Genomic DNA, 15,554 nt, shown 5'->3' on the forward strand with positions numbered 1-15,554 from the left:
GACCGGAAGGCGGCGGAAGACGATGGGCCATCACCACGGGCACGGACAGGGCCACGGACACGGGCACGACAGCGACATGGACTGGGCAGCCATGGGCGAGATGCTCGAGCGCTACGCACGGGTCGCCGCGCCCCTGTACGGCGGGGTGACCGACTGGCTGAAGCGCTGGGCCCCGGCCCCGGGCGTCGTCGCCGACGTCGGTTCCGGTCCGGGCGCCATCTCCTTCCTGCTGGCCGAGGCGTTCCCCGAGGCACGGATCGTCGCCGCGGACCCCGAGGAGCCCCTCCTGGAGCGGGCCCGCGAGCGCGCGGAACGCGAGGGCCTGGCGGGCCGCTTCGGCACGGTGCGCGCCGCGCTCCCGGACGCCGTCGACGACGTGCCGACGGCCGACCTGCTCTGGCTGTGCAAGTCCCTGCACCACGTCGGTGACCAGGGCGCCGCGCTGGCCACCCTCGCGGGACACCTCGCACCGGGTGGCGCCATCGCCCTGCTTGAGGGCGGGCTGAGCGCCCGCTCCCTGCCCCGCGACATCGGCTTCGGCCGTCCGGGACTCCAGGCCCGGCTTGAGGCGGCGGACGAGGAGTGGTTCACCGGGATGCGCGCGGGTCTGGACGGCGCGAAGGAGGCGACCGAGGACTGGCCGACGCTGCTCGCCGACGCGGGCCTGCGGTACGAGGCCACGCGCACCTTCCTCCTCGACCTGCCCGCTCCCCTCTCGCAGGACGCGAGGGCCCACGTGGTCACGGAGCTCACCCGCCGCCGCGAGATGCACGCCGACCGCCTCGCCCCCGACGACCTCACCACCCTCGACCGCCTCCTGGACGAGAACGACCCCGAGAGCCTGCACCAGCGCCGCGACCTGTTCCTCCTGACGGCGCAGACGGTGCATGTGGCGGTGCGGGACGGGGGGCAAAGCTAGAGCGGGGCAAGGGGGCTCAGCAGTGACCGGGGCGCGCGTACAGGGTGACGCGCGCCCCGCGCGTGTGCCAGGACCGGCACCTCGCGAAGCGGTCCTCGATGACACGGCGTTTCACGGTCTCCTGCTCCACGGCGTCGGAGGTCTCGCCCGACGGATCGGTGACGAGGACGATGCGCGGCTCCGCCGTCATGCGGTCGCGGACGACCTGGGCGGGCACCTCCGTGCCGTACAGGGTGCGCGAGGCGACCGGGCCGCGGTCCAGGGCGATGTCGCGCAGCCCCTCGACGGCATCGGGTGACGCAAGCGTCCACACCCTGCGGCGCGACGGCAGGTAGACCACCGCGTCCCCCGTGCGGCCGGCGGCCTCGATCGAGTGCGCGGCGGCGGTGGCGTCGTCGAGGCGGCTGCCGGGGGCCCGCAGCTGCAGGGAGAGGGGGACCAGTGAGGTGAGAGCGACCATGACGGCCACCGTGGCGACGGCGGTCTGCCTGGGCCCGGCGCGCAGGGCCCGGTCCGACAGGGCGCCGAGAAGGAGGGCCTGACCGGCCCAGATGTAGAGGACGTAGCGGTCAACGAACAGGGGTTTGAACGGCGTGAGGAGCATCAGCAGGACGGTGGGGGCGACCAGCAGCGGCAGCGCCACCCGGACGAGCCCGTCCCTCGACACCGCGCCCCGGGGAAGCCATTTCCTGAGGAGCACGGCACAACCCACGCCCACGAGGCACACTCCGAGGGTCGCCGCGTACTGACGAGGGCTGAAGGAGAGCCAGGAAACCTGCGCCTGCTGCCGCTCGCTCAGTACGGCGAGCGGCGCGAGTCCCGCGACCACCGCGCCCGCGACCACGCCCCACCGACGACGAGCCGCACGCGGAATCGCCATCGCGTGCCCGGCCAGGGCGAACACCGCGAACTCGTGCAGCCAGCAGGCCACCAGCATCAGCGCGCCGTACCGCCACCACATGCGTGCCGAGCGCGGTTCATCGGTTGCGACGGCGTCGAGGAGGGCGGACGTCGCCCAGACGACCAGCGCGCAGACCAGAGCGTAGGAGCGGCCCTCCTGCGCGAACCGTTGGATCAGCGGGAACACCGCGAACGCGACACCGGTGAGCACTCCCGTACGCGGCCCCGCGAGCCGGGCGCCGAGCAGCGCGACACCCGCGGCGGCCGCGCTCATGGCGAGGACGGAGGGAATCCGCATGACGAGGAGCGGGTCGGCGCCTCCGGTGATCCGGAACAGGCCGTGCATCAGGAGGTAGTAGAGCCCGTGCACGGCGTCCGCGTTGCCGAGTGTGTGCCAGAGGTCGGACAGGTCGCGTCGTGAGACGTCGTACGTCACCACCTCGTCCCGCCACATCGTGCCGTCCCGGCGGATGCCCCAGAGGCCGAGGCCCATCGCCAGCAGCAGTCCGGGCAGGGCGATGGCCGCCGAACGTGCGCGGGCGCGGAGCCGGGGCCGGTGCGGGCCGTCCCGCGTGGAGCGGCGGACGTCGGTCGAGGGGAGGGGCCGGGTGGTGACGATGACGTGCTCCCGAGAGTGCGCTGCGAAGGGGCCGACGGGCCCAAGAGCGGGCCCGGAAGGCCGAGTTCAGCGGCGCGCGGATTGATGGGCAGCCCTGTTCCGCCGCGTCAATCAATTGCTAGCGTGGCGCAGGTCTGAACCGGGAGAGCCGGTGACGGCGTCGGCCGGGGCGCCGACGAGTGCGGGGGAGGGGGGTTCGCGGTGGGGCGTCGTGAGAAGCCGCTTGAGCCGACGGCGGGCCCCGTCCAGCACCTCGCGCACCGGCTCCGCAAGCTCCGCGTCGACGCGGGCGGCCCGACGTACCGCGCGATGGCGCAGCGCGTCCCGTACTCGGCGCCCACGCTCTCCGCGGCGGCCGCGGGCGATCGACTGCCGACGCTGCCCGTGCTGCGCGCCTACGTCACCGCGTGCGAGGGCGACCCGGAGGAATGGGAGCGGTACTGGTACGAGACGGTGGCCGAGGACGCCGGACGCGGCACGGACGAGGGCGAGTCGCCCTACCCGGGCCTCGCCCGGTTCGGCGCCGACGACCGGGAACGCTTCTTCGGCCGTGACGACCTCGTGGACGAGCTGGTGGCGCTCAGAGCCTGTGTCATATCCCCGGCCGGGTGGTCGCCGCCTGGCACGCACGCTCGCCGCGTTGCCGAAAAGCCCTAGTAGCTCCGCTACGAGGACTTCCCGGCGCCTTGCGATCGCACGCACCAGACGACGCCCACTGATCCGACCGGGGATATGACACAGGCTCTCACGGCCCTGCGGCGCGTGGTCGCGGTGATCGGTGCGTCGGGCAGCGGCAAGTCGTCCCTGCTGCGGGCCGGGCTCATCCCGGCCCTACGGCAGTCGACCGGACCCGCGCGCCCCGCGGCGATCCGCATCCTGGCCCCCGGGGAGCGCCCGGCCCGCACCCACCGCCATCTGTTCACGCCGGTGGAGGGTGACGGCGACACCTTGCTCGTCGTCGACCAGTTCGAGGAGGTCTTCTCGCTCTGCCACGACCCGGCCGAGCGGAACGCCTTCCTCGACGGGCTGCTCACCGCGCGCGACACCGCCTCCCGGCTCCGCGTGCTCCTCGCCGTACGGGCCGACTTCTACGGCCGGTGCGCCGAACACGGACCGCTGGCCGAGGCGTTGGGCGACGCCAACGTCCTGGTCGGTCCGATGTCGCCGGGCCGGCTGCGCGAAGCCGTCGTCGGACCTGCCGGGGCCGGCCGGCTCGTCGTGGAGCGCGCCCTGACCGCCCGCATCGTCGCCGACGTGGCGGACGAGCCGGGCGGGCTGCCGCTGATGGCCCACGCGCTGCGCGAAGTGTGGCGGCGGCGCAGCGGAAGGACGCTGACAGAGGCGGCGTACGAGGCGATCGGCGGGGTACGCGGCGCCGTCGCGCACACCGCCGAGGACGTCTACGGCAGTCTGCACGTGACGGAGGCCGCACGGGCGCGCACGCTGCTGCTGCGCATGGTGGCACCGGGCGAAGGGACGCAGGACACGCGGCGCCCCGTCGACCGCACCGAACTGCCGCCCGGCTGCCACGGCGTCCTCGAACGGCTGGTCGCGGCCCGCCTGCTGACCGTCGACGGCACGACGGTCGACCTCGCGCACGAGGCGCTGATCGGCGCCTGGCCACGGCTGCGCGGCTGGATCGAGGAGGACAGGGAGCGGCTGCGACTGCACCGGGCGCTGACCGAAGCCGCCCGCGCCTGGCAGGAGTTGGGCCGGGACGCCGGGGCGCTGTACCGGGGGGCGAGGCTCAAGGCGGCACGTGAGGCGTTCGAGGGCGGCAGAGGCGACAGTGAACTGACCGCGATGGAGGCCGAGTTCCTGCGGGCCGCCGTCACCGCCCACGACCAGGGCGTCCGGGCCCGCACGCGCGCCCGACGCCGTACCCGCGTGCTCCTCGCGGCGCTCGCCGTGGTCCTCTGTCTCGCGACGGTCGCGGGCGCGCTGGCCTGGCAGCAGAACAGGAACGGACAGCGGCGGAGCGACGAGGCCCGGGCGCGGCGGATCGCCGGGATCGCGGCGACGCTGCGCACGTCCGACCCGGTCACCGCGATGCGGTTGAGCGTGGCCGCCTGGCGGATCGCGGACCTGCCGGAGACCCGGGAGGCGGTGCGCGGCGCGTCCGCGCAGCGGGAGCAGGACACGTTCTTCGGGAGCGGCGGGGCGGAGCCGCCCGCGACGGCCCGGTTCCTCAGCGCGGACGGGCGCATCCTGACCAGCTCCACCGGGCGCCGGGTGACGCGCTGGGGACTGAGCGGCCGGCGGCGGATCAGCACGTACGACAGACCGGGCTCCTTCGGGGCCGACGGCTTTGACGCGGACGTCAGCGCGGACGGCCGGCTGATCGCGCGGTCGACCGGGCGGGGATTCCAGATCTGGGACCTGCGCAGCGAACGCGCGGTGGGGCGGACGCTGGCGAGTGGCGGCGGGTCGGATACGAGTGGCAGGTTCTCGCCCAGCGGACGGATGTTCATCGTCCAGGACGAGGCACGGCACAACGTCCAGGTGTGGGACGTGCGGCGGCACAGGGTCGTCACCACGGTCGGGGGAGCGAGGGCGAGCAGCTCCCCCTTCTCCGTCATGAGCCCCGACGACCGGCTCCTCGCGACCTGTACGGGAGACGAAGGACCGCTCCTCGTACGGGAGGTGGACACGAGGCGTGACCTCGCCAGGACCTGGCCGCGCGCGCTCGACCGGGCGTTCTGCCTGGCGCAGGAGGCGACCTTCACACCGGACGGCCGGACGCTGGCCGTCCCCGTGGAAGGCGGCGTACGGACCTGGGACGTCAGGACCGGCGATGAGCGGCCCGGGCTCGACCTCCCCGGCGCGCACGAACCGAGCGTGGACTTCAGCGCCGACGGCGCCACGGCGGTGGCCCTCGGCGACGGCGAGGTGGTCCTGTGGCGCACCGCCGCTCCGCGGACTCCGCTGCTGCGGCACCGCATGGGTGAGCTGACGGCGACAGGAGTGCGCCTTGACGAGGCGGCCGGGGCGATCCGTGTACAGACCAGTGCCAGGGTGATCCGCACCCTGGACGTCCGCGACGTCCTGGCCGAGCCGCGCCGCGCACCACCGCCCCCCTTCGAGGAGGCTCACTTCAGTCCGGACGGCCGCACCCTGGTCGCGCTCGAACGCCGGGCCGGCGAGGGGCGGTTGCTGCTGCGCGACGGGCGGGGCGGCACGGTGCTGCGCACGCTGCCCGGCCGGATCTGCGCGGACTGCGGCGCCCCGGTCCTGGCATTCTCCCCGGACAGCGGGGCCCTCGCGTACAGCGTCGACGCGGCGAAGGGCTCGACGGTCCGGCGGTGGGACCTGCGGCGCGGCGAGGAGACGGCAAGGACGGCCGTGCCGTCGCGGGTGGAGAACCTTGCGCTGCCCAAAAGAGGCGGGCCGCCCCTCGCCGCGGGCGCGCCGCTCGGGACGCAGGACAATGACGCTCCGAAGATCGCCGTCTGGCGGATCGGCGGGCACGCCCGCACCCGCCTGCCGTACCGCACACTCCCCGGCCTGCCGGTCCTCGCACCCGGCGGCCGTGAACTCCTCTCCCTGGACGGCACGATGACCGACATCGCGACAGGGCGCACGCGATCCGCGCTGCACGGCGAGGACTCGCTGACATCCGCCACGTTCAGCCCCGACGGCCGCTTCCTCGCCGTCTGCGACGACAACGGCAGACTCGCCCTGTGGGACGGCAGAGCCGCCCACCCCCTCGCCGTCCTGTGGGAGGAGGGGCCCGTGGGGGGCGAGCCCGTGCCGGCCGTCGCCTTCTCCGCCGACGGCCGCCACCTCGCAGCGAGCGGCGCCGACGGCTCCGTCCGCGTGTGGGAGACGGAGACCCCGCGCCTCACCGGCGCCCGGTACCCGGCGGCGGACGGGCCCGTCCTGGCCCTCGGCTTCGCCGGGGACGAGCTGCGCGTCACGACCTCCCGTGGCACGGTCCGCGGCGTCCTGGTCGCGGCGGAGCGGGCGGCGGACAGGACATGTGTCCGGGCCCGCGGTGGATTGACACGCGAGCAGTGGCGCACGTACCTGCCGGACACCGAGTACCGCGAGACCTGCTGACGCCGCCTTTCGGGCGGGCGGCGCGGAACCGCACCCGCCGCCCGCCCCGGGCATCGCCCCAGCGGGCCCCTCCCTCAGACCACGTCGAACGTCGCCGGGTCCGGGCCGGTCCGGCGGTCCTCGTTCAGCGCGGAGATCGCCGCCATGTCCTCGGGGTCGAGCTCGAAGTCGAAGACGTCGATGTTCTCCTTGATCCGCGACGGCGTCACGGACTTGGGGATCGCGACGTTGCCCAGCTGGACGTGCCAGCGCAGCACGATCTGTGCGGGTGAGCGCCCGTGCTTCCGCGAGATGGCGATGATCGCTGGGACCTCCAGAAGGCCCTTGCCGGAGCCGAGCGGCGACCACGCCTCGGTGGCGATGCCCTGCTCCGCGTGGAACTCGCGCAGGGTGCGCTGCTGCAATTGCGGGTGGAGCTCGATCTGGTTGACGGCCGGGATGACCGACGTCTCGTCGAGGAGCCGCCGCAGGTGCTCGGGGAGGAAGTTCGAGACGCCGATGGACTTGGCGCGGCCGTCGGCGAGGATCTTCTCCAGGGCCTTGTACGTGTCCACGTAGCTGTCCTTGGACGGCAGCGGCCAGTGGATCAGGTACAGGTCCACGTAGTCGAGGCCGAGCTTGGCCAGCGAGGTGTCGAAGGCCCGCAGTGCCGCGTCGTGGCCATGGTCGCCGTTCCAGAGCTTCGTCGTGACGAACAGTTCCTCGCGGGGCACGCCGGAGGCGGCGATCGCCCGGCCCGTGCCCTCTTCGTTGCCGTAGACGGCCGCGGTGTCGATGCTGCGGTACCCGGCCTCCAGGGCCAGCGCGACGGCCTTGGTGGCCTCGTCGTCCGGAACCTGCCACACACCGAAGCCGAGCTGGGGCATCTCGACGCCGTTGTTCAGGATGATCGGGGGAACCTTGCTCACGAGCTTTCGATCCTTCAGTCGTCGGTTGGTGCTTCCATGGTCAACGATCAGCGGCGATGTCGCATTCCTGGGGGCGGGCCGCCCCGGAATCAACACGGAACCCGCCGGGAATCAACCGGCCCCCGCAGCTGGTCCGCGGCCGCCCCCGCGGCTAATCCGCGGCCGCCCCTGCGCCCGGCGAAGTACCCAGATAGGCGTCCCGCACCCTCGGGTCCGCGCGCACCTCCGCCGCCGTGCCGTGCGCCAGGACCCGGCCCAGGTCGAGGACGACGACGCGGGCGCTGAGCTCCATCACGAAGGCGACATTGTGCTCGACGAGCAGCACCGCGCAGCCCTCGTCGTCCGCCAGACGGCGGATGACGGCCGAGAGGCGGCGCCGCTCATCGGCCGTCATCCCGGACGCGGGTTCGTCCAGGAGAAGCACCCTGGGCGGGTCCGCCACCGCTCGCGCCAGCTCCACCATGCGGGCCTGCCCGACCGGCAGCGCGCCCGCGTACCGCCCGGCGAGCGCTTCGAGGCCGCACGCGCGCAGCACCGCCGCGGCCCGGTCCCGGCGCGCGGCCTCGTGCGTACGCCGGGTCGGCGCGGCCAGCAGATCGGCGGCGAGACCGCCGCCACCACCCCGCCACTCCTGCGCGAGGACCAGATGGTCGGCGACGGTGAGCTGCCCGAAGAGCTGCTGCCGCTGGAAGGTGCGGCGCATGCCGTGGCGGGCGCGCCACACGGGGGAGCGGCGCGTGACGTCACGGCCGTTGACGAGCACCCGGCCCCGGTCCGGCCTGCGGATGCCCGACAAGACGTCGAACAGGGTGGTCTTGCCCGCTCCGTTGGGGCCGATGAGTCCGCAGATCTCGCCGGGGCGTACGGCCAGGTCCACTCCGTCGAGGGCGCGGATCCCGCCGAAGCGGACCTCGATGTCCGCGGCCCGCAGGACGTAGGCCTCTTCCGTCATGGCCGCGTCACGCCCTTCGTCGTCCGCCGCCCGGCGCCGGCGCCGTCCGCGTCCTCCGCGCCCTCCGCGTCCTCCGCGGCGATGCCCAGATACGCCTCCGTGAGCCGGTCCGCCCGGACCTCGGAGCGCGGGCCGCACCAGGAGACGCGGCCCTGTGCCAGATACGCCACGGTGTCCGCGATACCGAGGATCTCCGCGGCCTTCTCCTCCACGAGCAGCAGTCCGGCTCCGGCGTCCCGGAGTTCGAGCAGCAGGCGGAAGACGTCGTCGACCACGCGGGGCGCGAGTCCGAGCGACGGTTCGTCCGCGATCAGCACCTTCGGCGGGCGCCGCAGCAGCGGGGCGAGGGCGAGCAGCTGCTGCTCCCCGCCGGACAGGGCGCCGGCGGCTACCTTGCGCCGGGCGGCGAGCCCGGCGAACCGCTCGTACACGGCGTCGCGCGCGTCCCGGTCCCTGAGGTGGAGGGCGAGGTTCTCCTCGACGGTGAGCGAGGGGAAGATGCCGCGGCCCTCGGGGGCGAGCACGACACCGGCGCGGGCACGGCCGACGGCGCCCCAGCGGGTCGCGTCGTGCCCGTCGACGTACACCCGGCCCGTGAGGGGGCGGATCAGTCCCGCCGCCGTGAGGCACGTGGTGGACTTGCCCGCGCCGTTCGGTCCGAGCAGGGCGACGATCATCGCGACGCCCATGGCCCGGTCGTCCGAGAGGTCGACCGGGCCGAAGACCAGCCGGGGGATCTCCCAGCCCGTGTCGCCGTTGCGCAGCCACCCCATCTGGAAGAGCACCTGATCGGCGAGGAAGGCGAGCGCCAGGGTCGCGAGGGCCAGGGAGCGTCCGCCGAGCCGCAGCGCGGGCAGCGCCACGAGCGCGCCGAGCGCCGCCGCCGCACAGGTGCCCACCAGAGTGGCCGCGAGGAACGGCCAGCCGTGGCTCATCAGCAGCCCGGCGACGAGTGCGGCACCCGTGACGAAGGTGGCCTGCGCAAGGGAGACCATCGCGCCGAGCCCCGTCACCACGGTGAAGGAGACGAACACCAGCGAGATCGCGAGCCCCTGGGCGAGCAGGCCGCTCCAGAAGGGCGTCGTCACCGTGTAGAGGGCGAGGGCCATGAGCACCGCTGCCGCCGTCCACGGACCCCACCTGCGGGCCCACGACCGTCCGGCGAGGTAGTCGACGGGCGGTGCGTCGACCGCCGCCGTGCCCGCGGTCCGCCGGCTGCGGGTGAGCAGGAGCAGTCCGGCGAACAGGATCAGGAAGGGCACGGCGGTACGAAATCCGGTGATCTTCTCGGCGAAGTCGGCGTACCCCGCGACGAGGTTCTGCAGGACGCCGAGCCCGAGTCCGCCGGTGAAGGCCAGTGGGACGGAGAGGAAGCGGCCGAGCACGGCGGCCGTCGCGGAGACGAACAGGAACAGGGTGAAGTCGTGCGAGGAGAGTCCGAGGAGGGGGGTGGCGAGCACGCCTGCCAGGCCCGCGAGAGCGGACGACAGCATCCACGCCACCGACGAGAGGCGGTCCGCGCTCATGCCGCGCAGCTCCACGAGTGAGCGGTTGTCGACCGCGGCGCGGAGCCGGAGGCCGAGCGGCGTACGGCGCATCAGGATCCACAGGCCGACCGCGACGACCGCCGTGGCCACCCAGGTGATCAGCTGGTCGGAGTCGATGCCGACGCCGTCCGTCAGCTGCCAGCTCCTGGCCGGACTCGGCCCGACGCCCGGCAGCCCGAACTGGTTCTCCGCGGGTTCGACAGGGGCGCCCGCGTCCGCGAGGAGCTCCACCACCCACAGGCCGAGCGCGGGCAGCGCCACGAGCAGGCCGATCGTCGCGACGATCTGCGCGCTCTCGCCGACCCGGGCCAGCTTGCGGAACATCAGCCGGTCGAGGCCCCAGCCGAGGGCCGGGGCCACCACGGCGACGAGCAGCAGCGCCGTCGGCACGGCGGGCCAGCCGAAGCCGGAGTGCAGCTCGTAGAAGGTGAGGGCGCAGAGGTAGGCGGTCGCGCCGTGCGCGAAGTTGAAGAGGCCCGACGCCGAGTAGGACAGGACGAGTCCGGTGGCGAGGAGGGCGTACAGGGCACCGGAGACGAGACCGCTCAGCACGAATCCCAGCAGGTCCGACATGGCGGCCCGCCCCTACTTGAAGGGGATCGGTTCGTAGCACTTGAAGGGCGACGACACCGTGTACTTCCCGTCGCGGAGCTGGACGAGCGCGCCGCAGCCGAACGACTCCTTGCGCCCGTCGGGCAGTCTGCGGTCCCCGACCATGGTGCCGGTGTCGGAGTAGCCGTCCGCCGCCTTCTGGAAAGAGTCGACGGTGAGGTCCTTGCCCGCCTTCTCGGCGATGGCGAGGAAGAGGTCGGCGGACATGTAGCCGGTCATCATGTGCATGTTGAGAGGCACCTTCTTGCCCGCCGCCTTCGCGATGTCCGCCTTGAACCGCCTCATGTCCGCGCTGTCCTGCTCGAAGGGCTGGAAGGCCAGCAGGATGTGCACGCCGTCCAGGGCCTTCCGCGTGGCGCTCTTGGCGAGCAGGCCCGGGTCGTAGTCGGTGGGGTCGGTGAGGACGCCCTTGAACCCGGCACGCTTGACGGCCGTGAACAGGCCGATGTTGTACGGGGTCTGCATGACGGAGACGACGGCGTCAGGCGCCTTCCCGCCGTCGGAGCGCAGGATCTCCTTCGTGTACGCCGACCAGTCGCTCGGCACCGACGTGGCGGGCACGGTCGACTTGGCGTACGTCACCTCGTAACCGGCCGCCGCGAAGCTCTGCTTGTAGGTGCGGATGGCGAACGTGCCCGCGTCGTTGTCGTTGGCGAGGATCGCCACCGTCCTGCCCCTGGCGCCGCCCGTGACCTTCTTCAGCCCCTCGGGCCAGCTCTGGGTGATGGTGCCGCCGGGCATCGGCACCATGCAGCCGCCGAAGCCGTACATGTACGTCGGGCCGCAGAAGGGCGGGACGGTGCCCCAGCCGAACGTGGGAACCTTCTGCTTCTGCAGGAAGCCGGCGCCGGAGAAGGTGACCGAGCTCATCGGGGAGATCGCGAAGACCTTCTCCCGCTGGACGAGCCCGCGGGCCGCCGCGAGGTTCTTGCCCGGGTCCTGCCCGTCGTCCTCCGCGCCCAGGTAGTCGATCTTCCGTCCGTGCACGCCGCCCTCGGCGTTGGCGCGGTCGTACCGGGCCCTGGCGCCGAGGTCGGTGTCCTTCTTGCTGTACCCGCTGGCCGTCGTCATGGAGACGATCCCGCCGACCTTGATGGAGTCCTCGGTCACACCGCGCGTGGAACCGCCGCCCTTCTCGTCACCGCCGCCCTCCGAACCGCCGCTGTCGGACGCGGAGTTGCAGGCGGTGGCGAGCAGCAGGGCCGCGACGGCGGCGGTGATGGTGCGGATCGATCGCGACACGGTCGAACCCCCTGGAATCGAAGTGGGGCTGATTCTGTGCGCGACCTGATGAACCGTCAAGAACAGGCGCGAGAGGAATTGATGCGCCGTCAGGAAGGGGTGCCCGGCGGGATCTAGCTGCGGTACAGCGCCTCGACCTCGGCCGAGTACACCGTCTCGATCGCCTTCCGCTTCAGCTTCAGCGACGGCGTCAGAAGGCCGTGCTCCTCGCTGAACTGATGCGCCAGTATGCGGAACGTACGGATCGACTCGGCCTGCGAGACAAGAGTGTTGGCGGCGACGACGGCCCGGCGCACCTCCGTCTCCAGATCCGGGTCGCGCACCAGGTCGGCCGGGGCCATCATGGGCTTGCGGCGCATGGTCAGCCAGTGCTCCACGGCCTCCGCGTCCAGGGTCACGAGCGCCGCGATGTAGGGGCGGTCGTTGCCGACGACGATGCACTGGGCGACCAGCGGATGGTCGCGCACCCGCTCCTCCAGCTGGGCCGGCGAGACGCTCTTGCCGCCCGACGTCACCAGGATCTCCTTCTTGCGCCCGGTGATGGTCAGATAGCCGTCCTCGTCGAGCGTGCCCAGGTCGCCCGTGGCCAGCCAGCCGTCGTGCAGGGTCGCGTCGGTGGCCTTGGGGTCGTTGAGGTAGCCCTGGAAGACGTTGTCGCCGCGCAGCCAGACCTCGCCGTCCTCCGCGATGTGCACGGTCGTGCCGGGAATCGGCCGGCCGACCGTGCCGTAGCGGGTGCGCTCGGGAGGGTTGGCGGTCGCGGCGGCCGTCGACTCCGTCAGGCCGTACCCCTCGTAGACCGTCACGCCGGCGCCCGCGAAGAAGAGGCCGAGGCGGCGGTCCATCCCCGAGCCGCCCGACATCGCGTGCCGCACCCGGCCGCCCATCGCCTCGCGGACCTTGGAGTAGACGAGCTTCTCGAAGAGCTGGTGCTGCATGCGCAGCGCCGCGGCGGGGCCGGGTCCCGTCCCGAAGGCCTTGGCCTCCAGCGCGTCGGCGTAGCGCACGGCGCACTCGACGGCCTTGTCGAACGGACCCGCCTTGCCGTCCTTCTCCGCCTTGCGCCGCGCCGCGTTGAAGACCTTCTCGAAGATGTACGGCACGGCCAGGATGAACGTGGGCCGGAAGGCGGCGAGGTCGGGCAGGAGCGCCGCCGCGTTGAGATTGGGCTGGTGCCCCATCTTCACCCGGCCGCGCACCGCGGCGATCTGCACCATGCGGCCGAAGACGTGCGCCAGCGGCAGGAAGAGCAGGGTGGTGGCCTCGCTGTCGCGCTTGGAGTGGAAGACCGGCTCCCAGCGCGCGACCATGACGTCCGCCTCGAACATGAAGTTCGCGTGGGAGATCAGGCAGCCCTTGGGGCGGCCCGTGGTGCCGGACGTGTAGATGATGGTGGCGATCGAGTCGGGCGTGACCGCGCGGCGGTGGCGGTGCACCACCTCGTCGTCGATGTCCCGCCCCGCGGCGCCCAGCTCGCCCACCGCGTCGGCGTCCAGCTGCCAGAGCTTGCGCAGCTGCGGCAGGCGGCCGATGACGGAGCCGATGGTCATCGCGTGGTCCTCGTGCTCGACCATCGCGGCCGAGACCTGCGCGTCGTGCAGCATCCAGAGGACCTGGTCGGCCGAGGAGGTCGGGTAGATCGGCACGACCTGGGCGCCGATGGTCCACAGCGCGAAGTCGAAGAGCGTCCACTCGTACCGGGTGCGGGACATGATGGCCACCCGGTCGCCGAACCGCACGCCCTGCGCGATCAGGCCCTTGGCCAGGGCGAGCACCTCGTCACGGAACCGGGCGGCGGTGACGTCGGTCCAGCGCCCCGCAGTCTTGCGGCCGAAAGCGATGCGCGAGGGGTCCTCGAGGGCATGGTCGAACACGGCGTCGGCAAGGCCGCCCACCAGCGGCGCCGTCGCCATCGGAGGATTCGAGAACTCGCGCAATGATGCTCCTTGTGGCGCTCCGCACAGCGCCGTGACCGTACCCCACGGCGCGCGCCTCCGGGAGGGGGTCCAGGCGCGCCCGGTACGGACCATCGGCACAGGTCAGCCGGTGGAAATGCGGCCACAAGGGGAAGGGCCGGACAACTTACTTACGGAGGAGTAAGTTTCGGTGGCGCAATCTCCACCGAATCTGTACGCGGCACACAGATGTCGCCCTTCCTCACTCGAAGCGTCCGTCCTTGACGTACTGGTAGAGGTTGCCGGGGCAGTCGGTCTTGCCGGGGATGATGTCCTTGTGGCCGACGACCGTGCGGCCGGGCAGATTCGCGCCTGCGTCGTCGTTGTCACGGACCCAGTCGCACACGGCCTTGATCTCGTCGAGCATCTCGCGCGTCGGTTCGTCGTCGGCGCCGAGGAGGCCGCAGACGGAGTAGAGGTTCACGTTCGCCCAGTGCGTGCCGTTGGCGCCGGGCTGGACGCCGATGCCCCTGCCCACGAACGTGTAACCGTGGTGGCACACGAGGTAGTTGTAGGCGATGTCCCAATAGCGGTCACCGCCTATCCAGGGAAGCGGATGCATGTGCTGGTGCTGAATCTGCAGCACCTGCGTGTAGCAGTTGTCCGGCAGATTCGGGGCGCTTGGCCAATTGAACAGCGAGTGGTGCCCCCGCATCTTGTGGCCGCCACCCTCGTGATGGACGGTGATCCCGCCATTCTGCGGAAAGAACTCGTAGCTTTCCCGAGCAGCCTTCTCGGCTCCCCATTCCCCGCGGGAGACGAAGCGCGGAATCCGCTTCGTGGCTTCCCTGTCAGGCTTGGAAAGCCCCTGCTCGACCCACGCGATCTTCTGTCTTTCGACGGCCTTCGGCGACCTGTCGTCGGAGGATCCGGACATGCGCGTACCTCCCATCTCGATGACCCCACTGGGCGAACCGTGCTCATCCTCGACGTCTCTCAAGGAGTGGTCGCGGCCGATCCGTACGCGTACTCGGAGATCAGGTTGCCGTCGGTGTCGCGGAGTCTGGCGGCGTCACCCCGGTCGTTCCAGATCGGGCGGCCGCTGCCGTAGGTGTGACCGCCCCACTCCGGGTGGACCTGGTTGGTGTAGATGCGGATGCGCGCGCCAGGCAGCAGCACCGTGCCCGGCGGGAAGGTGAAGTTCTGCCCCGCGTCGTCCGCGCCGAGGACCCATCCGGAGACATCGGCGGGCGCGGTGCCGCGGTTGACGACCTCGACGAACTCGTCGGCCTGGGTGCGCTTGACGTCGCCCTTGAACCGCACGGTGGTGATGTGGACGTCCGGGAGACCGGTGCGGGCCAGGACCGCGACGAGGTCGGCGCTGTTGGCGCTGTTCTCCGGGCTGATGAACCGGGTGACGATCTGACCGCCCTGCTTGAACCCCGTGATGACCACCGCGTACTCGGTGTTGTCGATCACCACCGTCTCCGGCGACACCCTGGTGGGCAGCTCGACGATGTCCTCGGGGTTCGGGCCTACGTTGGGTGTCTCGTTGTGCTGGAAACGGAAGCTGAAGTCGTGCGGGACCTGGTCCTCGAATACGACGCGCGCCGCGAGGTCGACCTCGAACTGGTTCTGCGGCATTCCCTGGATCGGGAAGTTCTGGTGGGTGAACGTCCCCAGTGTGAACTCCGTGCCGTCGAGGAGTACCTCGACCGTTCCGCCCGCGAACAGATAGCCGCTCTTTCCGCCGCCCGCGGGAATTCCCCACTTGACGTTGTCGGAGCTCAAGCCTTCCAGGTTGGGCGGGTTGATGCTGATCGCGGTCCAGGTACCCGACGTGTCGACCTTCGACATGCGCAGATCTCCTCTGCCCGGTTGATCCCTCCCCGCGGCCGATC

The 15,554-nt window shown here is 72.1% G+C and carries 11 protein-coding genes; 3 read left to right on the forward strand and 8 right to left on the reverse strand.

Annotation, left to right across the window (positions count from 1 at the left end; all coding sequences use genetic code 11):
- Positions 1 to 76: 76 nt before the first annotated feature.
- Entirely contained in the window at positions 77 to 919 is an 843-nt protein-coding gene (locus AC07DI_RS03620; RefSeq protein ID WP_478901916.1) for a class I SAM-dependent methyltransferase, read from the forward strand.
- Between the two features lie 16 nt (positions 920 to 935).
- Here AC07DI_RS03620 and AC07DI_RS03625 read toward each other — a convergent pair whose 3' ends face one another.
- Positions 936 to 2,312, reverse strand: coding sequence for a glycosyltransferase family 39 protein (locus tag AC07DI_RS03625; protein WP_478901918.1), 1,377 nt, complete (start codon positions 2,310 to 2,312; stop codon positions 936 to 938).
- 327 nt (positions 2,313 to 2,639) lie between these two features.
- On the opposite strand from AC07DI_RS03625, the gene AC07DI_RS03630 reads away from it, so the two are divergent.
- Both AC07DI_RS03630 and AC07DI_RS03635 read left to right on the forward strand, forming a co-directional pair.
- The gene (locus tag AC07DI_RS03630; RefSeq protein ID WP_478901920.1) at positions 2,640 to 3,095 is read left to right on the forward strand and encodes a helix-turn-helix domain-containing protein; all 456 of its coding nucleotides are present in this window, start codon (positions 2,640 to 2,642) and stop codon (positions 3,093 to 3,095) included.
- A 75-nt stretch (positions 3,096 to 3,170) separates the two neighbouring features.
- Complete coding sequence (locus AC07DI_RS03635; protein WP_478901921.1) at positions 3,171 to 6,497, forward strand: nSTAND1 domain-containing NTPase; 3,327 nt, start codon at positions 3,171 to 3,173, stop codon at positions 6,495 to 6,497.
- Between the two features lie 74 nt (positions 6,498 to 6,571).
- Here the strand turns inward: AC07DI_RS03635 and AC07DI_RS03640 are convergent, their stop codons facing one another.
- The 7 genes from AC07DI_RS03640 to AC07DI_RS03670 all read right to left on the reverse strand — a co-directional run bounded on the left by AC07DI_RS03640 (position 6,572) and on the right by AC07DI_RS03670 (position 15,510).
- Positions 6,572 to 7,363 (reverse strand): aldo/keto reductase, encoded by a 792-nt coding sequence (locus tag AC07DI_RS03640; RefSeq protein ID WP_478902273.1) that lies wholly within the window; start codon positions 7,361 to 7,363, stop codon positions 6,572 to 6,574.
- A 193-nt stretch (positions 7,364 to 7,556) separates the two neighbouring features.
- Positions 7,557 to 8,357, reverse strand: a complete 801-nt coding sequence (locus tag AC07DI_RS03645; RefSeq protein WP_478901922.1) for an ABC transporter ATP-binding protein — start codon at positions 8,355 to 8,357, stop codon at positions 7,557 to 7,559.
- Entirely contained in the window at positions 8,354 to 10,477 is a 2,124-nt protein-coding gene (locus AC07DI_RS03650) for an ABC transporter permease subunit (RefSeq protein WP_478901923.1), read from the reverse strand. The genes AC07DI_RS03645 and AC07DI_RS03650 overlap by 4 nt, the downstream gene beginning before the upstream one ends.
- A gap of 12 nt (positions 10,478 to 10,489) precedes the next feature.
- The gene (locus tag AC07DI_RS03655; protein ID WP_478901925.1) at positions 10,490 to 11,758 is read right to left on the reverse strand and encodes an ABC transporter substrate-binding protein; all 1,269 of its coding nucleotides are present in this window, start codon (positions 11,756 to 11,758) and stop codon (positions 10,490 to 10,492) included.
- 113 nt (positions 11,759 to 11,871) lie between these two features.
- Complete coding sequence (locus AC07DI_RS03660; protein ID WP_478901926.1) at positions 11,872 to 13,671, reverse strand: AMP-dependent synthetase/ligase; 1,800 nt, start codon at positions 13,669 to 13,671, stop codon at positions 11,872 to 11,874.
- A gap of 244 nt (positions 13,672 to 13,915) precedes the next feature.
- Complete coding sequence (locus AC07DI_RS03665; protein ID WP_478901927.1) at positions 13,916 to 14,590, reverse strand: peptidoglycan recognition protein family protein; 675 nt, start codon at positions 14,588 to 14,590, stop codon at positions 13,916 to 13,918.
- A gap of 59 nt (positions 14,591 to 14,649) precedes the next feature.
- Positions 14,650 to 15,510, reverse strand: a complete 861-nt coding sequence (locus tag AC07DI_RS03670) for a lamin tail domain-containing protein (RefSeq protein ID WP_384247817.1) — start codon at positions 15,508 to 15,510, stop codon at positions 14,650 to 14,652.
- Positions 15,511 to 15,554 lie beyond the last annotated feature (44 nt).

This window comes from Streptomyces sp. NPDC044106, from assembly GCF_056433985.1.